The sequence below is a fragment of the Endozoicomonas sp. Z74 genome (assembly GCF_057680865.1).
This window is the reverse complement of the sequence record NZ_JBLYZI010000088.1, coordinates 1-25,681: the sequence shown is the minus strand read 5'-3', so window position 1 is coordinate 25,681 and position 25,681 is coordinate 1. Positions and strand designations below refer to the sequence as shown.

25 protein-coding genes are annotated in these 25,681 nt (G+C 53.1%); 14 read left to right on the top strand and 11 right to left on the bottom strand.

All coding sequences use genetic code 11. The features are described from left to right. Positions 1 to 208 precede the first annotated feature (208 nt). Together ACNRUY_RS20200 and ACNRUY_RS20195 are read right to left on the bottom strand one after the other, a co-directional pair. Positions 209 to 1,312 (bottom strand): serine hydrolase domain-containing protein, encoded by a 1,104-nt coding sequence (locus ACNRUY_RS20200; RefSeq protein ID WP_488113467.1) that lies wholly within the window; start codon positions 1,310 to 1,312, stop codon positions 209 to 211. A gap of 372 nt (positions 1,313 to 1,684) precedes the next feature. Beyond that, complete coding sequence (locus tag ACNRUY_RS20195; RefSeq protein WP_488113466.1) at positions 1,685 to 3,142, bottom strand: sialate O-acetylesterase; 1,458 nt, start codon at positions 3,140 to 3,142, stop codon at positions 1,685 to 1,687. A 283-nt stretch (positions 3,143 to 3,425) separates the two neighbouring features. Here ACNRUY_RS20195 and ACNRUY_RS20190 point away from each other — a divergent pair, with 283 nt between their 5' ends. The 3 genes from ACNRUY_RS20190 to ACNRUY_RS20180 all read left to right on the top strand — a co-directional run bounded on the left by ACNRUY_RS20190 (position 3,426) and on the right by ACNRUY_RS20180 (position 6,150). Next, a complete protein-coding gene (locus ACNRUY_RS20190) occupies positions 3,426 to 3,851 on the top strand; it encodes a MarR family winged helix-turn-helix transcriptional regulator (RefSeq protein ID WP_488113465.1) in 426 nt (141 codons plus the stop codon). Positions 3,852 to 4,021: 170 nt separating this feature from the next. Beyond that, positions 4,022 to 5,386 carry an MATE family efflux transporter gene (locus tag ACNRUY_RS20185; RefSeq protein WP_488113464.1) on the top strand — a complete coding sequence of 455 codons (1,365 nt, stop codon included), beginning with the start codon at positions 4,022 to 4,024 and terminating at the stop codon, positions 5,384 to 5,386. Between the two features lie 191 nt (positions 5,387 to 5,577). Beyond that, on the top strand, positions 5,578 to 6,150 hold the full coding sequence (locus ACNRUY_RS20180) for an OmpA family protein (RefSeq protein ID WP_488113463.1): 573 nt from the start codon (positions 5,578 to 5,580) through the stop codon (positions 6,148 to 6,150). A gap of 100 nt (positions 6,151 to 6,250) precedes the next feature. On the opposite strand, the gene ACNRUY_RS20175 is transcribed toward ACNRUY_RS20180, so the two are convergent. Continuing rightward, positions 6,251 to 6,739: a CBS domain-containing protein gene (locus tag ACNRUY_RS20175; RefSeq protein WP_488113462.1), complete on the bottom strand. Its 489-nt coding sequence runs from the start codon at positions 6,737 to 6,739 to the stop codon at positions 6,251 to 6,253. A gap of 280 nt (positions 6,740 to 7,019) precedes the next feature. Between ACNRUY_RS20175 and ACNRUY_RS20170 the strand changes: the two genes are divergently transcribed. After that, positions 7,020 to 7,598, top strand: coding sequence for an NAD(P)H-dependent oxidoreductase (locus ACNRUY_RS20170; RefSeq protein WP_488113461.1), 579 nt, complete (start codon positions 7,020 to 7,022; stop codon positions 7,596 to 7,598). Here the strand turns inward: ACNRUY_RS20170 and apbC are convergent, their stop codons facing one another. The 3 genes from apbC to ACNRUY_RS20155 all read right to left on the bottom strand — a co-directional run bounded on the left by apbC (position 7,599) and on the right by ACNRUY_RS20155 (position 10,110). After that, a complete protein-coding gene (apbC, locus tag ACNRUY_RS20165; RefSeq protein ID WP_488113460.1) occupies positions 7,599 to 8,690 on the bottom strand; it encodes an iron-sulfur cluster carrier protein ApbC in 1,092 nt (363 codons plus the stop codon). It lies immediately after the preceding gene. A gap of 309 nt (positions 8,691 to 8,999) precedes the next feature. Next, positions 9,000 to 9,617 (bottom strand): replication protein P, encoded by a 618-nt coding sequence (locus ACNRUY_RS20160; protein WP_488113459.1) that lies wholly within the window; start codon positions 9,615 to 9,617, stop codon positions 9,000 to 9,002. A gap of 55 nt (positions 9,618 to 9,672) precedes the next feature. Further along, the gene (locus tag ACNRUY_RS20155; RefSeq protein ID WP_488113458.1) at positions 9,673 to 10,110 is read right to left on the bottom strand and encodes a DnaT-like ssDNA-binding domain-containing protein; all 438 of its coding nucleotides are present in this window, start codon (positions 10,108 to 10,110) and stop codon (positions 9,673 to 9,675) included. A gap of 562 nt (positions 10,111 to 10,672) precedes the next feature. Here ACNRUY_RS20155 and ACNRUY_RS20150 point away from each other — a divergent pair. Together ACNRUY_RS20150 and metG are read left to right on the top strand one after the other, a co-directional pair. Next, on the top strand, positions 10,673 to 11,764 hold the full coding sequence (locus tag ACNRUY_RS20150) for a patatin-like phospholipase family protein (RefSeq protein WP_488113457.1): 1,092 nt from the start codon (positions 10,673 to 10,675) through the stop codon (positions 11,762 to 11,764). A 122-nt stretch (positions 11,765 to 11,886) separates the two neighbouring features. Next, on the top strand, positions 11,887 to 13,932 hold the full coding sequence (gene metG / locus ACNRUY_RS20145) for a methionine--tRNA ligase (protein ID WP_488113456.1): 2,046 nt from the start codon (positions 11,887 to 11,889) through the stop codon (positions 13,930 to 13,932). A gap of 56 nt (positions 13,933 to 13,988) precedes the next feature. On the opposite strand, the gene rsuA is transcribed toward metG, so the two are convergent. Beyond that, the gene (gene rsuA / locus ACNRUY_RS20140; protein WP_488113455.1) at positions 13,989 to 14,690 is read right to left on the bottom strand and encodes a 16S rRNA pseudouridine(516) synthase RsuA; all 702 of its coding nucleotides are present in this window, start codon (positions 14,688 to 14,690) and stop codon (positions 13,989 to 13,991) included. 404 nt (positions 14,691 to 15,094) lie between these two features. Between rsuA and ACNRUY_RS20135 the strand changes: the two genes are divergently transcribed. The 4 genes from ACNRUY_RS20135 to ACNRUY_RS20120 all read left to right on the top strand — a co-directional run bounded on the left by ACNRUY_RS20135 (position 15,095) and on the right by ACNRUY_RS20120 (position 19,012). Beyond that, positions 15,095 to 15,805, top strand: coding sequence for a hypothetical protein (locus ACNRUY_RS20135; RefSeq protein WP_488113454.1), 711 nt, complete (start codon positions 15,095 to 15,097; stop codon positions 15,803 to 15,805). A gap of 111 nt (positions 15,806 to 15,916) precedes the next feature. Continuing rightward, a complete protein-coding gene (locus ACNRUY_RS20130) occupies positions 15,917 to 17,284 on the top strand; it encodes a DEAD/DEAH box helicase (RefSeq protein ID WP_488113453.1) in 1,368 nt (455 codons plus the stop codon). Between the two features lie 31 nt (positions 17,285 to 17,315). Then, positions 17,316 to 18,611 carry a DEAD/DEAH box helicase gene (locus tag ACNRUY_RS20125; RefSeq protein WP_488113452.1) on the top strand — a complete coding sequence of 432 codons (1,296 nt, stop codon included), beginning with the start codon at positions 17,316 to 17,318 and terminating at the stop codon, positions 18,609 to 18,611. Then, on the top strand, positions 18,611 to 19,012 hold the full coding sequence (locus ACNRUY_RS20120) for an SMI1/KNR4 family protein (RefSeq protein WP_488113451.1): 402 nt from the start codon (positions 18,611 to 18,613) through the stop codon (positions 19,010 to 19,012). Before ACNRUY_RS20125 ends, ACNRUY_RS20120 begins: the two co-directional genes overlap by 1 nt. Positions 19,013 to 19,313: 301 nt before the next feature. Here ACNRUY_RS20120 and nfsA read toward each other — a convergent pair whose 3' ends face one another. Next, positions 19,314 to 20,054 carry an oxygen-insensitive NADPH nitroreductase gene (gene nfsA, locus ACNRUY_RS20115; RefSeq protein WP_488113450.1) on the bottom strand — a complete coding sequence of 247 codons (741 nt, stop codon included), beginning with the start codon at positions 20,052 to 20,054 and terminating at the stop codon, positions 19,314 to 19,316. 231 nt (positions 20,055 to 20,285) lie between these two features. On the opposite strand from nfsA, the gene trhO reads away from it, so the two are divergent. Next, the gene (gene trhO / locus ACNRUY_RS20110; protein ID WP_488113449.1) at positions 20,286 to 21,299 is read left to right on the top strand and encodes an oxygen-dependent tRNA uridine(34) hydroxylase TrhO; all 1,014 of its coding nucleotides are present in this window, start codon (positions 20,286 to 20,288) and stop codon (positions 21,297 to 21,299) included. Between the two features lie 38 nt (positions 21,300 to 21,337). Here trhO and ACNRUY_RS20105 read toward each other — a convergent pair whose 3' ends face one another. Continuing rightward, positions 21,338 to 21,961, bottom strand: coding sequence for a hypothetical protein (locus tag ACNRUY_RS20105; RefSeq protein ID WP_488113448.1), 624 nt, complete (start codon positions 21,959 to 21,961; stop codon positions 21,338 to 21,340). Positions 21,962 to 22,274: 313 nt separating this feature from the next. Between ACNRUY_RS20105 and ACNRUY_RS20100 the strand changes: the two genes are divergently transcribed. Continuing rightward, complete coding sequence (locus tag ACNRUY_RS20100; RefSeq protein ID WP_488113447.1) at positions 22,275 to 22,667, top strand: DUF2750 domain-containing protein; 393 nt, start codon at positions 22,275 to 22,277, stop codon at positions 22,665 to 22,667. Positions 22,668 to 22,748: 81 nt separating this feature from the next. Here ACNRUY_RS20100 and ACNRUY_RS20095 read toward each other — a convergent pair whose 3' ends face one another. Together ACNRUY_RS20095 and ACNRUY_RS20090 are read right to left on the bottom strand one after the other, a co-directional pair. Next, the gene (locus ACNRUY_RS20095) at positions 22,749 to 23,231 is read right to left on the bottom strand and encodes a copper chaperone PCu(A)C (protein WP_488113446.1); all 483 of its coding nucleotides are present in this window, start codon (positions 23,229 to 23,231) and stop codon (positions 22,749 to 22,751) included. Positions 23,232 to 23,280: 49 nt separating this feature from the next. Next, positions 23,281 to 23,820 (bottom strand): hypothetical protein, encoded by a 540-nt coding sequence (locus tag ACNRUY_RS20090; RefSeq protein ID WP_488113445.1) that lies wholly within the window; start codon positions 23,818 to 23,820, stop codon positions 23,281 to 23,283. Between the two features lie 110 nt (positions 23,821 to 23,930). Between ACNRUY_RS20090 and ACNRUY_RS20085 the strand changes: the two genes are divergently transcribed. Both ACNRUY_RS20085 and ACNRUY_RS20080 read left to right on the top strand, forming a co-directional pair. Beyond that, positions 23,931 to 24,797: a TatD family hydrolase gene (locus tag ACNRUY_RS20085; RefSeq protein ID WP_488113444.1), complete on the top strand. Its 867-nt coding sequence runs from the start codon at positions 23,931 to 23,933 to the stop codon at positions 24,795 to 24,797. A gap of 70 nt (positions 24,798 to 24,867) precedes the next feature. After that, entirely contained in the window at positions 24,868 to 25,593 is a 726-nt protein-coding gene (locus ACNRUY_RS20080) for a hypothetical protein (RefSeq protein ID WP_488113443.1), read from the top strand. Positions 25,594 to 25,681: the final 88 nt, after the last annotated feature.

Sequence of the window (25,681 nt, the reverse complement as noted above, 5' to 3'; positions counted from 1 at the left end):
GATTAGTATGAATCATAAGGGTTACCTTTTTACGATTTAGATTTCAGTGATTTCACCCTCTATCTAAATCGGTAACCCTTCCCTTTTTTGAAGAGGGAATTGTCAGATCAGATCTGAACTAATGCAGATAATGACCCCAGGCCTTCATTTGAATTCTTTGATTATTAGTTTGGACAGTATTACTTAATCTGACTCCGTATGACTCTTCCTACAAAAACGCAGGAAGAATCAACTCAGGTGTGAATTTAAGGGGTACCCGGCGGGTTTTGCTGTCATTACTGCTGGTGATGACCACCACCAGCTCCAACTCCGGAAGCATGAAAATAAACTGCCCGCGGGCACCCCGCCCAGAGACAGTCTGAAGTGAGCGGCTACCCACCTGAAAGTTTTCCGTCCACCAGAAGTAGCCGTATTTGCCATTGGCGGTTTTCGCTGTGGTCGCCTCCTCCAGCCACTGTCTGTCCAGAAGCTGCTTTCCCTGATAGCGCCCTTCGGCCAGGGTGACCAGACCCACCTTCATCATATCCCTTGAGGTCATATGAAGACCGGAGCTGGCTTTGGTCAGGCCACAGGCAGAAGCTTCCCAGCGGACACCGCTGATCCCCATAGGCGTAAAATAGTGTTTCTGGATAAACTCTGCCAGTGTCTGCCCAGTGGTGTTGTAGAGAATATGATTGAGAATATCCGGGTCGGCCCCCTGGTATCGGAACCGCTTACCGGGAGCAACCGGTTTCGTCAGCGTGAGATAATGCTCCACATGGTTATCCGGATTGATGTTCACTTCCCGCAAATCCACACCACGCAAATCCAGCCCGGACTGCATACTGAGCAGATCCCTGATACGAAGCTTCTCAACCCCCGGTGCCAGGGGCTTACCTTCCAGCCCGGGAAAATAGTTCAGTACCCGATCATCCACACTGCCGATGAAACCCAGCTCTATGGCCTTGCCAATGGCATTGGACATCATGTTTTTGGTGATGGAAAACTGAAAGTGAGGCTGATCAATCGCTCCCTCCCCCCAGTAATCTTCCACCAGCAGCCTGCCCTTATGGCTGATTAACAGACTGTCGATGTAACCATACTCTCCCCGGCCAATTCTTGCCCTTAACTCATCAATCCCCGAGCGATCACTCACAGACTGATTCAGATTCCCCACAACAAGCCCATCTTTCAGGTCTACAGGCATTGTATAAGGGCGCCGGCTTTCATCCGGGCGTTGAAGGTGATTGAGGGCGACCTGCGCGGGATCCGTTTTATTCAGGGTCACCGCTTCATCTGCAAGCCCGTCCTGGGCCATGGCCGGAACAGCCATGATTAGCAGCCCAGAGGTAATCGCTCCCCTTATCCAGAATTTCATCATCAGCCTTATTCGTTCACTATGGATATTTGTGTTAATAACAACCGGTGTGCAACAGCACACCATGAAGAGCCGTACTTCATTAACCCGCATATTGCATGAAGTGTCGAGCTTGTCGCTCTGCTATTTTTTCGGCTGACACATTTTGTCGACACATTCATGCTTATTGCCTGGATTTGTCGACAAAATGCTGTCATGGCGGAAAAAGAGCTAGCGACAAGCCGACGAGAGTCCCTATGACAAATTGTCTTTTTACGCTTTTCTCCTACACCCCTTGAAAGACGGGGGATAATCGCTTTTTCATAGCGGCTTCATGCAATATGCGGGTTAAGGCTCAACACCCATCAAAAATGGGCTGGCTGGCAGGCCTTCACTGTTCACCAGGTTATGAACAGCGGTACCATCAAACGCCAGCCGGACAGAAACCGGGCTCTCTACATGACGGGAACGAACCACAACCTGATCGCCATCCAGGTGTGCCTCAGCATCAAAAAAGCGGCCGTTTTCCCCTGCCAGCTGCCACCAGCTGAGAGGCAGCCCATCACGGGAGGCCAGCCCCTTGCCGGTAAAGTCAAAACGGACACGAACCTCTGTCCCTTCCCTTGAGGCACTGGCAGCCAGTGGCCCGGTTGCAACCAAATCCTGCTGTCCATACAAATCCCATAGCGCCCAGCGAGCCAGGCGCTCACCCACTTCCTGTTTGCGCCATGGATGGATATTTTCCGGATCCCCCAGGTCATTGGTGATCGCGATCCCCATGTGGGAGCCCTGGCGATAAGCCTCCAGCTGGGCCTGACCGATTTCTGCCCAACGGGGATCTCTTTTAAAAGGTGCCAGCTGAACCAGATAGAAAGGAAGTTCTGGTCGGTCCCATGCCTTTCTGAGCTGCTCCACCAGCAGCAGCTGTAACCGGGCATATTCCCCACTGAGCCTGAGGCTGCTTTCTCCCTGATACCAGATAACACCCCGAATGGGTAAACCGGCATAGGGTGACAGCATGCCGTTATAAAGAGCACCACTGCCGCCTTTATCACCGAAGTGGGCACTGGCTCTGGCCGGTTTATTCTGGGCCAGCCACTGGGTGATGGTGGTACCGCCATAGGCTGAAACAATGACCCCCACCGGTACATCCAGTTCCCCCTCCAGGGCCCTGGCAAAATAAAAAGGAGTTGCCGAGAAATCACCAAGGGTTTCAGGTGACGCCCGATGCCAACGACCATCCACCCTGGGGTCGAGGGCCGGGTCACTGACATTATCAGAGGGCTCAGCAGTTCCCATACGTGGGGTCTGAATCATTCGTACATCGGGCAACTGGACCTGACTAATATCAATCTGCTGTCGTTTTAACTGGCGGATAGGCCACCACATATTGGACTGACCTGCAGCGAGCCAGACCTCGCCAACCATCACGTCCTCAAAGGCCAGGGTGTTTTCACTTTGCACGACAATTTGATGCGGCCCACCGACTTTCTGCGCGGGTAGCTCAAGGCGCCATTGGCCTTCTGCTGTCACCTTTGCCCGGGTATTTGACCTCCCGTTCAGGCTGGCCTCAACCCAGGTATCAGGCTCCCCCCAGCCCCACAGGACAATCGGCTCATCCCGCTGAACCACCATCCGATCGTTGAAAAAGTGAGGCATACTGATTTGACCAGCGGATGGCAATCCAGCGGGGCCTGACTCTGGTAACCCAGCACAGCCTGCCACCAGCAGGAACATCACCATAAAACAACAACGGATCGTGAAGCAGGCATTTACTCGCCACGTCAACCTGAGATTTGTATCCATGCCACTTCCTTAGCCACATAATTTGCCTCAGTGAGAACAAACTTCATCCCCTGGGCACGGTAAAAAGCGCTGAATAATAAGCCAGCACCAGAGAGGACAACCTGAGCAAAATCAATAAAACCCGGTTTCAGCACTGTTTCACCCAACACCCAGCATCGTTTCTCTTTGACAGAAGGGTGACCTCCCTTGACAGACCCAGGAGCCCTCTGAAAATCATTGCTTTTAACCGCCCAAACTCTATAATCCATCCTGACATTTAATTAGTTAGGCTAACGAATTTTGTATGGCTTCTGAGTTATCACTGAACCAGTCCCTGGATCGCATTGATCGCCATATCAGTAAAATGTGGCGCAGTGACGAAGTGGCCAGTCGTTTCATGCAGCTGTCGTTTAATGAGTACGACTATCTGCAAAGCGTTCAACAACTTGAAAAGCCCAGACTGTCAGATCTTGCCCAGGTCATGAGAGTGAGCAAGCCTTCCGCCAGCAACATGGTCAGCAAGCTGGAAAAACGGGGGTTGTTGAAACGCATTCCCTCACCGGATGATGGCCGTGTGGTTCTGGTAAGCCTGACCCGGGAAGGTAAAGCCCTGATGGCCCTGGACGATGAAATCTTTGATCGCTTTACCCAGCGCATCAGGCAAGCCATGGCCCCAGAAGAATACAGAACACTGGAGCACTTGCTGGCAAAGGTCTGTGAGCACTTGTAACCATACCCGATGAAGTCATGAATACGGAAAGCTCCAGACTTTATTACTCTCACCTATTTAGTTAGTCTCGCTAACCAAATAGACTGAAAATATAAATTGACTCAGATCTACAGCCATGAAAAGGACCCCACTGGCGGTATTTTCATCAATTAAACCATCAAGAGTTTTAAATGGAACTGGTATCAACACAAGACCATAAAGGGTCCCTGGCCCACCAGCCCGTCAACCGTTTATTCTGGCGATATACCCTGCCAGCCGTGGCAGGCATGCTGGTCAATGGCCTTTATTCAACCATCGATGGCATCTTCATTGGCCAGGTGGTGGGTGCCGATGGCCTGGCGGCCATGAATCTGAGCTGGCCGCTATTTGGCATCATTATCGGTATTGGCATGATGATCGGCATGGGGTCATCTGCTCACAGCGCCATAGCCAAAGGAGAGGGCGACTACCCCAGGGCAAGACAAATACTTGGCTCAGGTCTGTTACTCATGCTTCTGGTAGGGCTGGCACAGACCGTTGTTCTGCTGTTCTCCGGCAGAACGCTGCTTGAGATGATGGGTGCCACCGGCAACGTTCTGGAAATGAGTGAAGAGTATTTACTCTACATCAGCCTGGCCGCTACGGTTGCTACTGCCGGGGCCGGGCTGCCCATGATGGTTCGCAATGATGAACGCCCACAGTTGTCCACTCTCATCATTTCCACCGGAGCCATCACGAACATTGCCCTTGACTACCTGTTTATCATTGTTCTGCAACAAGGGGTTGCGGGTGCAGCACTGGCAACCATTATTGCCCAGGCTCTGACCGCCCTTTGGAGCCTGGGCTATTTTTTCAGTGCCAAAGCCCGGCTGCGCATCCACCTGTCCGACCTGAAACTGCCCCTGCAGGACAGCTTTCATATTATTGCCACAGGACTGCCCAGCCTGACCATGTTCGCCTACATGAGTTTTGTGCTGGCTGTGCACAATAAACTTTTCCTGCATTTTGGCACAGTGACAACCCTGGCGGCTTTTACCATTGTCGGCTATATCCAGGCGGTGTATTACATGGTTGCCGAAGGCATTGCCAATGGTATCCAGCCCATTGTCAGCTTTAACCGGGGTGCCGGAAATAACTTCAACATCCGCTCAGCTGTTCGTCTGGGTTCAGTAGTTGCGCTGGGACTGGGCATCGGCTCTGTGGCTTTGATCAACCTGTTTCCAGATACCATTGCCTGGGTGTTTAACCGGGATAATGCCCCACTGATGGCGGAAACCGTTCTGGGGCTCAGACTCCACTTGATGACCATGTTTCTGGACGGTTTTATCGTGGTTATAGCCGCCTATTTTCAGGCACTGGCCAAACCAAGAACCGCAACCTTCATTACCATGGGCAATATGGTGGTTCAGATTCCACTGTTACTGACACTTCCAACTCTGCTGGGCGTAAACGGAGTCTGGCTGTCCCTGCCAATCTCCAATATTTTCCTGGCCGCCGTTGTACTCTGGCTCCTGATAAAAGACCTCAGGGAAAGACCCGTTACCGCCAATCCATAACACTCTGAGACCCGGGGCAACCGCCTGCCCCGGACTTTTCACTGTTTGTCCGTCAAAAAGCCGACTGGCCAAACACGTCCTCTTTTTTTCTCAAATCACCGGCAGCAACGCCAAGCGCCATAACTATACTCAGGATCAATTCCCACTGAAACGGGAGTTCAACTCACTTAACCCATGGATGGAGAAGTACCATGAAAAGGCTATTCAGGATAACCGCCTTCCTGGCAACCACGCTACTGATCACAGGCTGTAGCACTACTGGCTCAGAGACCAACCCAACTCACTCATCACCCAAAACCACCAGTCACTGGGGCAAATGTGCTGCCCTGGGGGGAGCCGCACTGGGCATTCCCGCTGCACTCAGCAGCCTTTCTACCGGGGGGGCAGCCATGGTCGCTGGTGCCCTGGCCGCCGGTATCAGCTGTGCCATTGCAGACCAGACACCCAGAACCGTCCACTTTGAATTCGGCTCCCATGCTCTCGATATGGAGGATCGTCTCCAGCTTGACCAGGTGGTTGAACGGATGGGCAAATCCAGTCGCATTGAGCTCATTGGACATACCTGTAATATCGGGCCCAGTCAGGTGAATCAGGATCTTTCTGAAAACCGCGCCAGAGCCGTTAAGGACTATCTGATGGAAAAAGGAATAGACTCAAGCCGGATTGCCACCCGCGGCAAAGGGGAGCGGCACCCGGTCTTCAGTAACAGCAATGAGGATTCACGCCAGAAAAACCGTCGGGTGGAAATGAGAATTTTCCGATAACCCGAAACCATTTCTTCTGCATAAAAACTGGCCCAAAAAACGGCCAGTTTTTATTTGATGATCTCTCTGTATTACAACCACCAAAACTCAAGCCTGGCAATTACAACGTCATCACTTTCAACAAATCCAGCGCACTGATCACCCCTTTCAGAGACTGCCCCTCTGTCACCATTACCCGGTGAATCCTGCCCTTGACCATGGCTTCAGCCACCTGAATCAAAGGGGTGCCCGGAGCGACTTCAAACACCATCGGGGTCATAATGTCATTGACCAGCACCGACTGATCAAGCACATCATGGAACGATCTCTGATCTTCCGGAGACAAACTGTCGTCAATCATTGAGCGGTAAAAATCATCGTCACGCATGGCCAGGTCCACCAGGCCACTTCCTGCCTGACGGGCTATATCGGAAAAAGAGACCACACCCACCAGCTGCCCGGCATTATTCACCACCGGAGCACCGGAAATACTCTTGTCCGTCAGAAACCTTGCCAGGCGATCCACCGACCAGTCTGATGGAACCGTCATTACGGTCTGGCACATGATCTGTTCAGCGGTCATGGTATGAAGAGGGTTGTCGTTGCTCATATCCCAGGCCTCCCGCGCTAAGGTATGTTGCTGTTGATGCCAGTATGGCTCATTGCGGCAAACCACTATCCTGACCTGGATCAACATTCTGACTGAACATTTTGTAAACGATTCAACCCTGGTTCTGAGGGTATTGGTCAAATACCGCTTCCCCTGAACATAAACCGGTTTGCAGAAACATGATGTATTTTTTCAGGAAAAATCAGGGATAAGAACAAACACCCCATGCCAGACGTTATAATGAGGGCCTGGCGGATCACCAAGGGAAACTCATCGCTTCATGAATGTTCTGGTCGTTTTTGCCCACCCGGTACCTGAAAGTTTCAGTGCCAGTATTTTCAAGCTGGTTTGCAGAGAATTAAATGAAAGAGGACATCAGGTGGACAGCCTGGATTTATACCGGGAAAACTTCGAACCTTCCATGAGCTGTGAAGAGCGAAGGCAATACATGGGCAAGGATAATACCGCTCATGTGGAAAGGTATGTCCATCAGCTGAAATGGGCAGATGCCCTGGTCATGGTTTACCCCACCTGGTGGATGGGGCCACCGGCCATCCTGAAGGGATGGCTGGACCGGGTATGGCTGCCCTCCGTGGTGGCTGAATTCGGCCCTGATGGTGTCACACCCCGTCTGACCAACCTCCGGAAAATCCTGGTCATCACCACCCAGGGTTCTTCCTGGTGGCGGATGACCCTGATAGCCAACCCACCCCGGCTGATGATGAAACTGTGCCTGAAAGCCTGCACAAAGTGCCGGGATATCCAGTGGTTGGCGCTTTACAGCATGGACAAAGCCACAGAATCAAAGCTCAGCCGGTTTCTGGAAAAAGTCCGCCACCGCATTCAGCAACTCCAGTGATCAATCATCACTGATGTTGAGAACCGGTACCGCAGGCCCCTGCTGGTTTCTCAACCAGAGTCTGGCGGCCATGCCCCGGGCCATGTCCCGGTAGATCATGGCAATCTGGGATTCCGGCTCCGACACCACCGTAGGGGCCCCACCATCGGCCTGCTCCCGGATCATCATCGACAGGGGCAAAGAGCCCAGAAGATCGACACCGTACTGCTCAGCAATACGACTACCGCCGCCTTCTCCAAACAGATGCTCTGTGTGGCCACACTGAGAACAGACATGCACCGCCATGTTTTCAACCACACCCAGGACTGGCACATCCACCTTGCGGAACATCTCCACCCCTTTTTTGGCATCAATCAAGGCCAGGTCCTGGGGCGTGGTGACCACCACACTGCCGGAAACCGGCACTTTCTGAGCCAGGGTCAGCTGAATATCCCCGGTTCCCGGTGGCAGATCAATAATCAGGTAATCCAGGTCATTCCACACCGTCTGGGTCAGCAGCTGAATCAGGGCGCCACTGACCATTGGCCCCCGCCAGACCACCGGGGTCTCTTCCGTCACCAGAAAGGCCATGGACATGACCTGTATGCCATGGGCTTCCAGAGGAACAAAAAACTGTTCATTCTTGACCTCTGGACGGGTGCCATCAGGAATACCAAACATCTGCCCCATACTCGGGCCATAAATATCGGAATCCAGTACCCCCACCCTGGCGCCTTCCGCCGAAAGGGCCAGAGCCAGGTTGGCCGCTGTGGTGGATTTCCCTACGCCACCTTTACCGGAAGCCACGGCAATAATATTTTTGATGCCTGCCATAGTGGACAGTTCGCCCTGAACAGGAGCGGGATCCACCTTCCAGTCCACTTGGACATTCACTGAATCCACCCCGGGCACGTCTTCTATCTTGCTGGTCAGCATCTGGGCCACACCCGCACAGAGCCCCTTGGCCGGATACCCGAGAACAAAAGCAGCCTCAACCCGCCCCCCTTCGATCTTAAGGGACTCCAGGCAACCGGCCTCCAGCAGATTATTGTTCAGGTAAGGGTCCTGATAACTCTGAATGGCCGCTTCCACATCAGCACGGCTGGGATTCATATCCACTTACTCCAAATGTCTGGCAGACTATCTGACCCACGACAATATCGGCCTAAAATCCAGAAAGAACGGCCAAATTGTCCGATGAATTCGATTAAATAGGCTGACTATTCGCACGAATCCATCGAACAATTTGACTCGTTCTACTGAATTTTATGCTCGAAAGCATAAGTCAGATAGGCTGCCAGGGTAAAAAAGCCCATCGCTCACCAGGGAGCGGGGCTTTGATGAATAGATGTTCTATCAATAAGGGTGACTTCAGGGAAATTCAAGGAAGGGACAATAGGCAACTGCGCTTATCAACCACCTTCAGTCTTTATCAAACACTTTCTGTAGCCGCTCGCGGGCGGACAGACCGCTGTCCGGATCAATTCCCTGGGCAACCATGGTCTCTCTTTGCTGCCGCTGGGCGTTCTCCCGGGCCTGGCGGGTCACTTCCTGTTGCCGGCCATCCTCCAACCCCTTGAGCACGGTGGCTTCCAGGTCTTCCCCTTCCAGAACCCGGTTACAGAGAATTTCATAGTTCCGTTCAAAGAGCGGGAAGGCTACCCTCTGCTCTTCACTGCGCAGAGTCAGCCAACCAGTTTCCCGGACAGCCAGATACACTGCCAGGTGAGACCAGGGATAATCCCGGGTCTGCTGTTGTGCATAACAAGCTTCGTAGTATGCCTGCAACGGTTCCTTCAATCCCATTTCATCATAACGGAGCTTGCAGAGTTCCCGGATATCACTGAGGTCCGGAAAAAACCGGGAGGTATCCAGCGCCTTCTTGGCGGCCTGAAGAATACGTCGGGGGCTGTATTCCTGAAGCGAGTTTTTCCAGACCCGTTTCGCCCGGATGATATCTTCGTGGGTGGGGAAGGCCCGTTTGAATTTCAGGGGATAACCGTCTTCCAGCAGGGTGAACAGGGCATTGATCGCATCCACATGGTCTGCCCCTCCCGGCCTTGCCCGGGCCTGGCCTGACTGTTCTGGACCGGCCTCAACCTTCGCTGTCGTCGAGCTGGAAGCCTTCGTCCCAGCTCCGGTCTGTAAGCTTTTCAGCCGTTGTTCGATGAGCTCTTTGCCCTGTTTCACTTTGGCTCCGCTTCCACTGATGGATCACATGGGATTTGAACTTGTTCTGCCAGGCTTTTCGGGCCTCACCGGTCTCATGCCAGTAAAGCTTGAAATCAATCAACTGGGTAGCAATAAAATCTGGAGAAATGCCCTGGTGGACCTCCAGAAACTCCAGAATTTCCCTCGATGGCATAAAGTCCGCTGGCAGCGGCTGAACCCGGGCACCTTCTTTCGTGGGTGGCGTCGCTTCCACCTGGCCGAAGACAGGGTGCTCCTCATGCCCCCGTGTGTCCGGTTCAAGCTCCCAGGGTAAAGCGCCCGCGTTGCGCTGACGGATGTACTGTTTGTTCTCGTCGGTCATGTACTCAACCATACCTGCCTTACCGGTTCCGGTCTACGACTGCATTCACCTGTTCACAGAATTATCAGGGGCTTTTTTCTTAAAAAAAGTAATGGTACCCGCTGCCAATAACAAGATCAGGACCAGGATCAAGACCTGTGCCTGGACAGACCGGCCAGGTTATACAGTCACACTGTTCGAAAAAGAAAGCACAAAAGAAAGCGCAAAAGTCTGCAGCTCATTGCCGGACATGGCAATGAGTAATGGACACGGTTGCCATGGGTATCGCTCACCAACTTTAGCTGACGTGCAGTCATCCCCCTGCGAAACGTTCTATTCTACCCGCTTACCTGGGAAAAGCACTATGCTCTCTGGCGATAACATCCCGGGCCATTAATGACTTTACACATACTCCCCTCTTCAAATAAACGACAGAGGACGAGTATAAAAACCAAAATAGATAAACCATAACTTTCTTCCTGCCAGGATGCGACTACATTTACCGCTTATAAAATTTACTGACCGCTCCGTCTGCCCCCTCTTTTTTTTAAGAGAGCCCAAAATGACATAGGAGAAGTCCCCCATGCTGGACACAACCACTCTTGAAACTCGCAATCAGCTAGCCTCAGATGGGGTTGTAACGGTCCTGGCCTGTGATGGCGGAGGCATTCGTGGGGCAGCAACAGCCGCCTTTCTGGTCGAGCTCGAAGATGCTCTGAACGCCTACCATGGCGGCACAAGCCGCCCTCTGGCCAGTTTTTTCGACCTGTTTGTGGGTACCTCCACCGGCGGGCTGATCAGCCTGGGCCTGGGAGCAAAAGCCATGCACGCCCGTGAAGTGGCCAGTTTTTACCACAACACTAATGCCGCTCATCTGTTTGATCGAAACTGGTGGTTCATACCCAACGCCTTCATCTCCACCAAATACAAAGGCGTGGGCAAATCGCGATTTCTGAAGGAGACCTTTGGGGAGCACCCTTCCATGTCAGAGGCCCTGAGACATTGTGCGGTAACAGCCTATGACCTTGAGACAAGATGCAGCAGGGTGCTTTGCTCAATTGGGGCAATTGAGATGAGCCGAGTACTCGAATCAGAGCCTCAGATAGAAGAAGAGGAATTGGTCCGCCTGCTTCCCGAAGAGATCAAAATCTGGGAAGCCGGAAATGTGACCAGCGCAGCCCCCACTTATTTCCCCCCGGCCAAAGTGGCGGGCCGGGTTATGATTGATGGAGGAGTCGTATGCAATGATCCGGCCATGGTTGGCTATGGCCTGGCAAGGGCTAACTGGGGTCAAGACAACCCCAGGATTCGAGTTTTGTCAGTGGGCACCGGATTGTCTGAAACGCCACTGGCTAATCCTGAAAGCTGGTTGTCAACGAGAACCGGCGGGTTCTGGTGGTTAAAAGACGGCGACATTCTGGGCATCGCCATGGATGCGGATATTCATCAATACATTGCCAGTAGAGCCCTGGGGAGCAGCCTGGTCCGAATTAATTCCACAGTACAGACGGAATACCTTGACCCCACTGATGGCAATAGAAAGAAAAAGGTTCATGCCAGCTGCGCAATGGATGATATCAGTGAGAAAAACATCAACGCCCTGAAAGAGCTTGGTCGTGCCTGGTGGTTTAATCACCGCCAGCAGGTAGCCCAGCTGCTCGGGATCAATCTCTAGACCTGCTGAACACTCGTTTTTCAAAAGAGCCACTACGGATGGGTTTTCCAGCTCACAGTTTGTATAATGGCCCATTGCATTTTTAGACAGTTATCTCCAGACAACCCCCAAGACCCACGCCAATGAGCCAACGAAAAATACTCGTCACCAGTGCCCTGCCCTATGCCAATGGCCCCCTTCATATGGGGCATCTGGTTGAATACATCCAGACCGATATCTGGGTCCGGTTCCAGAAGCTGTCCGGTCATCAGTGCACTTATGTCTGTGCTGATGATGCCCACGGCACCGCCATCAGCCTCCATGCGGAAAAGCAGGGTATGACACCCGAAGCGTCCGTTGCCCTGATCAATAAAGAGCGGGTCCGTGACTTCAGTGAATTTCATGTGGAATTCGACAATTACCACTCCACGCACTCTGATGAAAACCGCAAGCTGTCCGAAGCCATTTACCTTGCCCTGAAAGAAAAAGGGCACATCGCCAGCCGCAGCATCACCCAGGCCTATGACCCGGAAAAAGAGATGTTCCTGGCCGACCGCTATATCAAAGGGGAATGCCCCAAGTGCGGTGCAGGGGATCAGTACGGTGACAACTGTGAAGCCTGTGGGGCCACCTACTCCCCGGCCGAACTTAAAAACGCCCGTTCCACCATTTCCGGAGCCACCCCGGTGGAAAAGGACAGCGAGCATTTCTTCTTCAAACTGTCGGATTTTGATGCCTTCCTGAAGGAGTGGACCCGCTCCGGCACTATCTCCGATGAGATTGCCAACAAACTGGCCGAGTGGCTGGATGTGGGCCTTCAGGACTGGGATATCTCCCGGGACGCCCCCTATTTCGGTTTTGAAATCCCCGGCGAACCCGGCAAATACTTTTACGTCTGGCTGGACGCCCCTATTGGCTACATGGCGGCGTTTGAAAACCTCTGCCAACGCCGTGATGACCTGAACTTTGACGAGTACTGGAACAAAGACAGCCAGTGCGAAGTCCACCACTTCATCGGCAAGGACATCGTCAACTTCCACTGCCTGTTCTGGCCCGCCATGCTGTCCGGGGCCGATTATCGCACCCCCACCAGCGTCAACGTCCATGGTTACCTGACCATCAATGGCGAGAAAATGTCCAAGTCCCGGGGCACCTTTATTACCGCCAGAACCTACCTGGACCACCTCGATCCCGAGTACCTGCGCTATTACTATGCAGCGAAACTGTCCAACCGCATTGATGACCTGGACCTGAACACTGACGATCTGATTCAGCGGGTTAACTCAGACCTGGTGGGCAAAGTGGTCAATATTGCCAGCCGCAATGCCGGGTTTATCAAAAAACGGTTCAACAGCACCCTGTCAGCCAACAATCTGGCACCTGAGTTAACCGCTGACTTCCAGAGCGCCGCCACCCGAATTGCAGATCTCTATGAAGGACGGGAATTCAGTAAAGCCATGCGGGAAATCATGGCACTGGCGGACAAAGCCAATGCCTGGATTGACGAAGTCAAACCCTGGGTGGTGGCCAAAGAAGAAGGCAAAGACCAGGAACTCCATGATATCTGCAGCGCCGGTATCAATCTGTTCCGCCTGCTGATGATCTATCTCAAGCCCGTGTTACCCGCCATGGCGGTCAAGGCAGAAGCCTTCCTGCAGGTAGCTCCCCTGACCTGGGCGGACAGCCAGACCCTGCTGATGGACCACCCAGTCAGCAAGTTCAAGCCACTGATGACCCGGGTCGAAGCAGACAAGGTCTCTGCGATGATCGAAGCCAGCAGAGAGGTGCTGGCCCAGCTTGAGCAGCCAGCAAAGAAAGCAGAGCAGAGCTCTCAATGGCTTGAAAAAGAGCCCGTGGCCGAAGAAATCACATTTGACGACTTTGCCAAAGTGGACCTGCGTATTGCCCATATCGTCAATGCCGAGTTCGTGGAAGGGGCTGGCAAGTTACTGCGGTTGACCCTGGATATCGGCGAACCCCAGACCCGTAATATCTTTGCAGGCATCAAGTCGGCTTATGCACCGGAAGCCCTGATTGGCAAACACACCGTCATGGTGGCCAACCTGGCTCCCCGGAAAATGAAGTTTGGCGTCAGTGAAGGTATGGTGCTGGCAGCCGGTCCTGGTGGCAAAGATCTCTGGATTCTGGAGCCCCATGAAGGCGCCGAGCCCGGTATGCGGGTGATGTAATCCAACCTGCAGCCTCGCTCCCATGACTTGAGCCCATGGGAGCGAAGGCCTGACGATCAAACAGACAGAACTTCCGCTTCCGTCAGATACCGCCACTGCCCTGCTGAAAGGCTTGCATCCAGAACAATAGGGCCAATCTGTTCCCGATGAAGTCCGACCACCCGGTTGCCTATGGCCGCAAACATCCGCTTGACCTGGTGATACTTACCTTCATTGATGGTCAGTAAAACCTCAGCAGGAGTGACCACCTCAAGCAAGGCCGGTTTGGTCAATCCTTTTTCCCCCTTCAACTGAATGCCCGTGGCAAACTGTTCCACCAGCGACTCCCGGTCACTCTCCGGCAGGGGATCTGCCAGCTGCACTCGATACCGTTTACCACAGGCCTTGGTGGGAGAAGTCACTCGATGGGACCAGTGCCCGTCATCGGTAATCAGCACCAGCCCGGTGGTATCCGCATCAAGCCTTCCGGCAATATGCAATGACCGGGCCTTGGGCACATCCAGCAGAGTCAACACCGATGGATACTCCTCATCCACATTGGAGCAGAGAGTATCTGCCGGTTTGTTCAGCATGATATAGCGAAGCCCACGGACTTTCAGGGGCGCTCCATCCAGCCGCACATCGCACTCCCTGGGCACTTTGAAAGCGGCGTTTTTTTCAACCTGACCGTTACAGGTCACCTCCCCCCGGTGCAGGGCCTTTTTGGCCTGGGAGCGGGTCAGTTCGGTGCTTTCACACAGGTATTTGTCCAGCCGCATGGGTATTCAACACTCAAAAATGGGAGCCATGTTAACGGTCAAGCGTCTTCCCGTCACCTGTAATTGAGACTTCCATGATTGGAAAACGCCACTCAACCGGAACCATGAAGAGCCCGCTACAGTAGCATTCTCTGAGTAACCACAACTCTTTATTCTATACTCCTCCCCCCACTTTCAGGAAAAAAATAAAGCCAATGCTTCTTCATTTGATACCTTTTAAAAAAGGGTTTTATTGTTTCCTCAATAAACTGCCATTAACTCTGGCATTATTATTGATATTTAATATTACAAGTGCAGAAACAACACAATACAGCTTTGTTTTTTATAACTCTGAGAAAAATAAAATCTGTACAGCCTGGTGTGATGATTTACAATCCCACCTATTCTGCACAACCGTTAATCCCATGAAGGGGCTCAGGTTCGAACCCGCTCAATCCATTCAAAACCGTTCAAGCCTGCAAAAAACAATCTGTCAACGCTCTGTAGCGCCTCTGAGCAATCCTGAAACCCACCAGCAATCAACCGCACCCAACACCCCGGAAACATCCGGTCATAAAACCTGCCCGGCACTGCCCCACAGAAGCCTGAGCTTCTTCAAAAAGCTGTTCAGACGTCATATTCTTCCCCCCATTGAAGACGTTCAATACTTCTGGACCTGCTCGAAAGGGGATTTTGCAGAAGACAGCCTGGCCGTTCTGCTTCCCTATACTGCATCGGTCTGGCTATTGAAAAGCGGGCACCCTGAACTGCTGTTCCCCATTATCCTTCTTCAACCGGGGCTGAACGTTTTCGGAGATTATGTAGGAGACCTGATCGAAGATGGCGCTCAGGAGATTTCTTACTCACGGCTCCCCCAGTCATTTCCCCAGTTTCTGAATGAACTGGTTGAAGATTATTTTAAAATGCTGGCACTAACCCTTCTCTTAATTGATTTCGAGGTGATTGATCCGGTGCAAGTCTTTGGCAATTCTCAACCTGGGCGGCTCGCTGCACACCTGGTCAGGCCTGTTCAATGGTCAATCCGCATAGTATCGTTTCTATCCCTGTACAACCTTGTGAATGCTGAAGCGGATGAACTAGGCGACAATGTGGCACAGTCCATACAGATCTGGTAACGGTTTTATGGAAGGAAGCGTAGCCTTTTTCATTCATCAGGCTTAAAATGCACGCCCGTTTATCTCTGCATAACTGCTTTTCCACCTCCCCCCGATATGAGGCTGTCAATTTTGTTATTTTCCGAACTGGCCCTGCATGAAAGAGTGCAAAAAGCCCTGATCGAACTGGGTTTCCAAAACGCAACGCCAGTTCAGGAGAAAGCCCTGCCCGAGATTCTGGCCGGGAAAGACCTGATGGTCAGCGCGGAAACCGGCAGTGGCAAAACCGCTGCGTTTCTTTTGCCCATGCTCAGCCATATGCACAGCAACCCGGCACCCAAATCCAGCACCCGCGGGCTGATTCTGGTGCCCACCCGGGAACTGGCCCTGCAGGTTCTGAAAGCCTGTGAAGCCCTGGCCCGATTTACCTACATTAAGGCAGGACTGATCATCGGCGGAGAAGATTTCCGCCACCAGATCAACACCCTCAGAAAAAACCCGGAAATCCTGATAGCTACCCCCGGCCGCCTGAAGGAACACATGGAAAACCGCAATCACGATTTCAGTGATCTGGAATACCTGGTACTGGACGAAGCGGATCGCATGCTGGATATGGGCTTTGGAGCCGATGTGCTGTCCATCACCGGCGAGTGCCGTACTGAACGGCAGACCCTGCTTTTTTCCGCCACGCTCGAAGGCCGAGCCCTGAAGGAAATGGCCCGGGAAGTCCTCGCCTCGTCGGAACAACTGACCCTCAATACGGTCAAAGACCCCCACCAGAATATCCGTCAGCAGATCATGCTGGCGGATGACATTGCCCACAAGGAAAAACTGCTGATCTGGCTGCTGCAGAACGAATCCTTTGAAAAAGCTCTGGTGTTTACCAACACCAAAGCCCAGGCGGAGACCTTCTTTGGCAAGATCCGGGTCAAGGGGTTGAAGGTGGGTGTCCTTCACGGTGATATGGACCACCGGGAGCGCAAGCACGTTATGCGCCTATTGTCCGAGGGCAAAATCAACATTCTGATCGCCACCGATGTGGCCGCCCGGGGGCTGGATATCAAAGGCGTGCAGCTGGTCATCAACCTGGAGATGGCCCGTAACGGCGATGACTATGTTCACCGCATTGGCCGAACCGGCCGGGCCGGTGAGCAGGGGCTGGCCATTTCCCTGATTGGCCCTGATGAGTGGAACCGGATGGCGGGCATTGAGCGCTATCTCAATGCTCAGTTTGAAAAGCGCTCCATCAAGGAACTGCGTGGCAGCTACAAGGGTCCGAAGAAGCTGAAAAGTTCCGGTAAAGCCGCCAGCAGGAAGAAAAAGCCCGCAGGCAAAAAGAGCACTGCCAGAAAAGACGAAACCGGTAAACAACGCCATCGCACCCGGAAAAACATTGGCAAGCGACGCAAGCCTTCAACCGACACAGGCCCTTCTGAACGAAAAGTCCCTGAGACTGTTTCAGTCGACGCCGGTTTTGAACCACCCAAGCGTAAAAAGTAACCTCAATTTCAAAAAGGATAAACAACCCTCTATGACCACCTTCACATCGCTTGGTTTATCAGAGCCTTTGCTTCAGGCCGTGTCTGAAGCCGGGTATCAGCAACCTACGCCGATTCAGGCCAAAGCCATCCCCATGGCCATGACCGGGCGGGATCTGATGGCCTCCGCCCAGACCGGCACCGGCAAAACCGCGGGTTTTACCCTGCCACTGCTGCACCGGTTATCAGAAATGCGTGCCAGTGCCCATATTCGAGCCCTGGTACTGGTGCCTACCCGGGAGCTGGCACTTCAAGTGCAGGAAAGCCTTGCCACCTACGGCACCCATCTGCCCCTGAAGTCAGCAGCCGTCTACGGTGGGGTCGATATGGAGCCCCAGATCAAAGCCCTGGAAAGTGGGCTCGATATCCTGGTGGCCACCCCGGGGCGCCTGCTGGACCTGATTGCCAAACAGCATGTTGATCTGAGCAAACTGCGCATCCTGGTTCTCGATGAGGCTGACCGGATGCTGGACCTGGGCTTTCGGGAAGACATTGAACGCATCCTGAAAAGTGCCCCGGTAAAACGCCAGAATATGCTGTTTTCCGCCACATTTTCCCGGGACATCAAGCAGCTGGCCCATGAGTTTCTGCGGCACCCGGTCAAAATTGAAATAGAAAACCCCAACTCCGCAGCAAAAACGGTGATCCAGTCCGTTTATCCCGTAGACCAGCAGGACAAGCCGGAAATCCTCAGCTACCTGATTAATGGTGGAAAGTGGGAAAAGGCACTGGTCTTCGTCCGCACCAAAAAAGCCGCCAATAAGGTGGCTGAATTGCTGGAGGAAGACGGCATCAACGCCCGCGCCATTCACAGCGATAAAAGCCAGTACCTTCGGGTGCGAACTCTGGAGGACTTCAAGGACCACTACTTCAATGTACTGGTCGCCACGGATGTCGCCGCCAGGGGTCTGGATATTGAACAGCTGCCACTGGTGGTCAACTATGATTTGCCGAAAGTGGCTCAGGACTATGTTCACCGAATTGGCCGGACCGGCCGGGCAGGTCAACCCGGCAGAGCCATCTCCCTGATGAACCCGGAAGAGAAAAAGCTACTTGAGTCCATCCGCCAGAAAACCAAACAGCCCCTGAAGGTTGAGCCGCTGCCTTACTTTGAGGAAGGTGAAGTGAGGCCCGCCCAGATCAATGAGCCTCTGAGCCCTGAGCGCCCACGGAAAAAACGCCCGACTTTCAATAAGAGACCTGGCAACAGCAATACCCGTCAGGCTCAACAAAAGCCGGGCAGAAGGAAACCGCAAAATACCTCACGGACAAAAGGAAGACGGAGCTGATGGAAGATATTATTGAAGAGCTCCGTGAGCGTGCCCTGGACATCAGCCTGCCCCTGGAGCTGCCCGATGAAGACCAGCTGGTGGAAGTGGAAGAGCAGATCCTGATCTCCATCCCCTACGAGTTCCGGGAGTTTCTGCTGAAGGTCAGTGATGTGGTGTATGGCTCCCTGGAGCCGGTGACGGTCACCGACCCCCACTCCCACACCTATCTGCCGGAGGTGGCAGCCACCGCCTGGTCCCTTGGGCTGCCCCGGGAGCTGATCCCCATCTGCGAAAGCCGTGGGGCCTATTATGGCGTTTCAGAAGACGGTGAGGTGGTCCGCTGGGCCCATGGCGAAGTCACCGAAGACAGCTGGCCATCGGTCTGGCACTGGGTTCGTGATGTCTGGCTGGACGGCTAGGGGCTGTTGATGTTTTAGCGTGAGCTCAGTGGTTCGTAAAGCAGCCTAACGCAATACCCTAAAGGGCACAAGGGCGAACTGGTGCAGCGCGTAGTATTCTACGTCAAGCCAGTTCAACACCACGGGAAGGCCGCTTTACGAACCACCCGAAGGGCCAAAACCAGCGCTTCCGTGCCATCGTTGCAGCAGCTTGAAAGACGACAGTACTTGTGACCTTCAGGTTATTCCTGCGCTACTGCGCCTTGGCACGAAACCGCTGGTTTTGGCTGAGCACACGACAAATCATCAACAGCCCCTAACATCAACGCAGTTTAAATCCCCGGCTTTCGAGAAACGCCTTCATATGAGGGCGGGACTCCTTACCCAACAGGGCTGCCATATCCTGGCTCCAGGTTCGATCCAGCTTGCCCCGGGTTCTTTGTTGGTAATAGACCCGCATGGTCTCATCGTATTGTTTGATCTGCACTGTCTGCACGGGCTGATAGGATTCCTCCATAAGAATGGATGCCAACGGCAGCCGGGGTTTGCACTGTGGATCCTGGGCAGGGTAGCCCAGGCACAATCCAAACACGGGATACACCTGTTCTGGCAACTTAAGTAAATCAGAGACCTGCTGAGGATCATTTCTCAGGGCCCCAATGTAACAGATACCCAGCCCGGCCGATTCCGCCGCCACCACCACATTCTGAGCAAACAGGGCCACATCAATGGTGGCAATCATAAAATGTTCGGTCATTCCCTCCGGCATGGTTTTACCGGCCTGCTCACAACACCAGGAAGAGCGGTGGAGATCCGCACAGAACACCAGGAATTCAGCGGCCTCTTCAATATAGCCCTGCCCACCTGCCAGCTCTGCCATGGCCCTGCGAACACGGGTATCCCTTACCCGGATCACACTGACTCCCTGAAGATTGCTGGAGGTCGCTGCACACTGGCCGGCTGAAACCAACTCCTTTAATAACTCGTCGGTGATGGGTCGGTTAGTAAACTTGCGGATGGAGCGGTGGGATTTAAGAAGTTCGATTACCGGGTTTGTCATCATTGGGTATCAGTCCATGGTCAGCAGTCTTGGGGCAATTACAGACCAGCATAACAGCCAGCAGAAGATAAAACAGGTTACAGCTTTGACATGAATAGCCCAATTTTCCAGCCTTTTTCATTCAAACAGTACTCCCCTTCCTGTTTTCGGTTCTTATTGACTGCCTGTGCTAGAATTCCTGCCCATTGGCTCCGGATTTACGTTCCGGCCTGATTGCCAGAGAAAATAAAGACAATGACCAAAGACAATCGACCTTCTCCAAAGGCGCCTGTACCCACAATTGTGGTGTGCGCTCTCTATAAATTTGTTCCACTTGAGCATTATGTTCAGCTGCGTGAGCCTCTGCAAAGCGTCATGGAGTCTAACCAGCTACGAGGAACCCTGCTGCTGGCTCATGAAGGCATCAATGGTACCGTGGCAGGGACCCGCCCGGGGATAGATGCCCTGCTTGACTGGCTGAACAATGATTCCTGCCTGTCCCCCATTGAGTACAAGGAATCATTCACCCAGGAAATGCCCTTCAGGCACAGCCGGGTAAAACTGAAAAAAGAGATTGTCACCATGGGGGTTGAAGGAGTCGACCCCAGGCATGCAGCAGGCACCTACGTGGGTCCTCTCGACTGGAATGACCTGGTTCACGATCCCGATGTGCTGCTGATTGATACCCGCAACGACTATGAAGTGCAGGTGGGCACCTTTAAAAATGCCATTAATCCGAAAACAGACCATTTTCGCCAGTTTCCCCACTATGTGAAAGAACAACTCAATCCCGGAAAACACAAAAAAGTCGCCATGTTCTGCACCGGTGGCATCCGATGTGAAAAGTCCACCGCCCTCCTCAAGGCACAGGGGTTTGAGGAGGTTTATCACCTGAAAGGAGGTATTCTGAAATACCTTGAAGAAGTGCCTCAAGAGCAATCCTGCTGGGAAGGGGAGTGCTTTGTCTTTGATGACCGTATAACCGTCAACCACCGGCTTGAGCCCGGATCCTACGACCAGTGTCATGCCTGCCGCCTGCCCATTACCGACCAGGACAAGCTGAGCGAAAAATACCAGCAGGGGGTCAGCTGCCCTCACTGTTTTGACAGGCTCTCTGCCCACCAGAAAGCCCGTTTTCAGGAAAGAGAGAAGCAAATGCAACTGGCCAGAAAGCGTGGAGAAGCCCATATAGGCGCCGAAGTGGCGGACACCGTTGTCTCACGGCGAAAAGCCAAGGCTATAGCCAGGAAGCAACAGCAGAAGCAATGACCAATGACAACAGGCCAGCCTGACCAGTGGCCTGTTGTTCAGGCAACATACTGAAAAACCAGCTTTACCGTCAAAGCCCCTCCGCGAATGGCGTGTACCAGCAACATTCCGAACCCTAGGGTAATCAGGGGCAGCAGCGGCCGTTTTTCCTCCTGGCAGAAATACCAGAGACCACCAGCAGCACCGATCACCATTGTTATTTGGCGGGTGTTAATGGGCATGCTCGCCATATCAGCCGACATAACATCCATTAAAATCACCAGGCACCCCAGTATATTCACAACCAGCCATAGAGGAGACAATAAGCCAATACTTCCAATGATCGGAAACTTGATCAACGCCCCTCCGGTCCAGGCCCGGGGTTGCAGGTCTGATGAAAGATGCAGGGCAATGCCCATTGCCAGGCCTGCCGCTATGGGATACCAGCCCCCAAGCCAGAGCAAAGCCGCTGGCAGACAGGAATGACTGATCCCCGAGCGGTGGGAAAAACCGGGCAGGATCAGATCCAGGTCAGGCAGACGAACCCCTGCGATCAGCCCCGACAGGAAAAAGACGCTGCCTTCCAGAAAAGCAACGGATGCCCAGCCCGGGAAATAATGTTTCGCGACCACCACCGAGCCGACCATCAAGCAGGCCACCAGTGGAGCACTGATCAATTTCATGCAACAGCCCTGAGCTTTCTCAGAAAAAATGCTACCCGATAAACCATTGAGGTCCTCCTGCACAACCGGAATGACCTCAGTGACGATATTGAGCGCGGACTATAACGTTGTTTTCATTGAAAAAACCAGCTTATTCATAAAGTAAAACATACATTCAGAACAGCGGCTGTTATAATTCGCCCCCCTTATACAGAGTGCTCACTCTGAACAGTGGAAGTGTCTACCGAATCCAGAGCCCATAGCGAAACAGCAGCATTTTCATTGTGAGAGTGCAGACTAACGAGCAGATTAGCGTGTTACAGAAGAAAACCTTATGACGTACAAACTGAACGCCCGGCAGCTTGAGTCTATTCAACGCCTGCCCGACCATGAGCGTTATGACTATTTTCTGCGCAAGGTGGCTGACTGGGAAGAGATCTGGAGCCTCCACAGTCCTGAAGGCTGGGTAGAGCTGTCTGACAGCGATGGCGAAGAGTGCCTGCCCCTATGGCCTCACCCCGACTTTGCAGCAGCCTGGGCCACCGGTGACTGGTCGGACTGCAAACCCAAAGCCATCCGGCTGGATCTCTGGCTGGAGCGCTGGACGCCAGGGTTGGAAAAAGACAACACCGTCCTGGCCGTATTTCCGGTGGATGAGGAAGAAGGGATGGTTCTTACCCCTGGAGAACTGCACGAAGCTCTGTTAACAGAACTGGAACAGGCATAAGTTCAGGCCATCCGGTCAGAGGAGTGGCTGAATAAGCCATTCCTTCCCGGTTAACCTGCCTGCTGGACTTACGACAGACTGCTAGTGATGCTGGTGATGCCCACTTTCGGCAGCAGAGTGAACCATTCCCCTGACCGGAAGTTTGAGGTCAATCGCGTCCCCATCGGAAAAATGCAGAGTCACATTGACCTTGCTCCCTTCCTCAAGGGGCTTTTTCAATCCCATCAACATGATGTGGTAGCCACCTGGCTTCAGCTCCAGGTTCTGACCGGGTTTTATGGGCAGACCGCCATCCACCCGAAACATTTTCATCATACCGTCTTTCATGGCATGCCCGTGGATCTCCGTTCTGAGGGCAATATCACTGTCAATGCTCTTGAGGGTGATGGTTTCCTTTTCATGGTTCCGGATCGTCAGGTACCCGGCTGAGTTCGCTGCAGCAGGAGGTGCCAGACGGACATATTCATCGGAAACCATCACGTGGGCAGCCTGGCTGACCGAAGAAACCAGAGCCATCGCTCCAGCCAGAACCGCTGACATCATCAGGTGGTTTTTTTTATGCATACTGACCATTACTCCTGTAACTATTCAAGTGAGTCTCACCCTTTCAACCTCACCCTGTTTGACCGGTATCCAGTTCAAACACAATGGTTTTGATCGCCTGGGGAGTTTCAATTTTCAAACGGGCCAACCAGGCCATATCCGGGTCAGTGGTACAGAAATCCACTCTTCCCGTACCGCTGTAATGCTCACCCGTGGCCCCATTATTGCCTTGGGGACTCAGGGTAAAAGGCATCAACCCCATGGGCATATCCCGCCCGATAAATTCCATAGTCACTTTACGGGCAGCCATGCCTGAGAGGTTCACGTCTACCTGAAGTGGCTGACCAACAGGCAGGCTGGCGGGATGAATGCTCAAGGTGGCAACACCATCATCCAGCTGAACCCGACAGCCTGCAGAAGTGTCACAGTAACTGAACACCTGTTGCCCGGCTTTGTCGGTGCTGTTCCCGTCAATGCCATACCCATCGAAACCAGACAGCTCAAAGTCAGGCCGGTCAAAAAAAAGCGGCAGGTTGATCACGGTCAATAACCCCAGAGCCATTACTGCGATCATCCCTCCCCGGATTCCATTACTGACTTCAAGCCTCATAAAACCCCTATAAGTACTACCCCGCAACAATATGAGGCATTATACGCATTCTGTATGCATTCCAAAGTGATGAAGTACGCGTTGAAACACCAAAACCGCAGGCAAACTCCATGGATCTTTTTGACAGCCATTGCCATCTGAACGCCAGAGCCTTCGACAACGACAGGGCGGATATTCTGGCAAAAGGCCATCAACTGGGGCTTTCAGGCCTGTGTATCCCTTCCACAACAGCTTCAGAATGGGAATCACTCCTGAGCCAGGCCAGAGACTCCAGCCAGCAACAGGACGTTCACAGAATGCGACAATATGTCGCACTTGGGCTGCACCCCTGTTTTCTTTCTCCCCCAAACCTGGAAAAGGACCAGAAAGAGAAGCGCTGTCATGAGCTGGAAAAGCTTGATCAACTGCTCAGCCAGAAACCGGCGGGACTGGTTGCAGTGGGGGAAACCGGGCTCGATTTCCATGATCGGGAACTGTCGGATGACCAGAGGGAGCAACAACAGCGGTATTTTTCTGAACAACTCCGGCTGGCAGGGCACCACGGGCTTCCGGTCATTATTCATGGCAGAAAAAGCCATGACCGGATACTCGGGCTTCTGAGGAAATACCCTGTGGACCGGGGCGGCATTATTCATGCGTTCTCCGGGAGCGAGCAGCAGGCGCTGCAATACATTGAACGGGGCTTCAAACTGGGTTTTGGCGGCGGCATTACGTATCCAAGAGCCCGAAAAACACGACATCTCGCCGCATCCCTTCCCCTGGAAGCCATTGTTCTGGAAACCGACGCCCCGGATATGCCCCTGAACGGCTTTCAGGGACAGAGGAACTCCCCAGAGCACCTGCCAGCCATTGCCCATTGCCTGGCCGAATTGAGACAGCAGCCTGTGAACGACATTGCAGAGGCCACCACCCGCAACTGCAAAATGCTCTTTGGCATACACTCTATTCAAAAGGAAAACTGGCAAAATGCCCCTTGATCAACTTCTATGAGAGTTCAGGCATAAGGATCTTGCGCCGTTATAAACCAGAAACTCCCAGGGCATTTCCATGACAACACTTGAATCCTACCTGAGCTTTACTTTCACCGAAGAGCTTCAAAGCGCCAGAGATACTGACCTGTTTGCCTGGATTCAAACCACCCAGGGGGTTCGCAACCTGTTTATTGCCCGACCACCCGAATTTACCCCGTTACAGGTCACGAACTGGATTGAGGATGACGGGCTTTGCCTGAGCCAGTTGCAAGTGGCCGATGACGGCTCAGCGCTGCTTGTGGTTCGCGGTGAAGGAAAAAATCACCAGGGCGACTACGCAAACCCGGCCTCCCATGTGCTTCCCTTGACACAGCAACTTCTTTACATCGACCTGCAACATATGCCCTCCCAGCCCAGGGAACTGGCAGAAACCGCTCTGGCCTATTTTCGACCCGGCACCCCGGAAGTCTACTTTTCCAGAAAGGGTGAGCTCTTCAAAGTGGACACCTCTGTCCCGGAAGACAGCACTGAAAAAGCCGAGAAGGTGCTTTCCACCCGAGGTAGCATCAGTGAGCTGGCCTGGAGTCAACAGGGGGACCAGCTTGCCCTTACCGTATGCCGCAACAGGCACAGTTTTATCGGGCTTTTCTCTCCGGAAAAGACCACCTTGAAATGGCTGGACCCTTCGTTTGACCGGGACTGCATGCCCGTCTGGTCACCGGACGGTCAGCACCTGGCCTTTATTCGCTGCCATGGTGGCAAGTATAGTGGACCCCAAAAACTGGACCACTGGCTAAGTTAAGTTTTTCGACTGTATGATGCCCTTTCAAGGAGGGGAAAATGACAGTCAGAAAAAGGAAGCGTCATGCACCTGAATTCAAAGCTCAGGT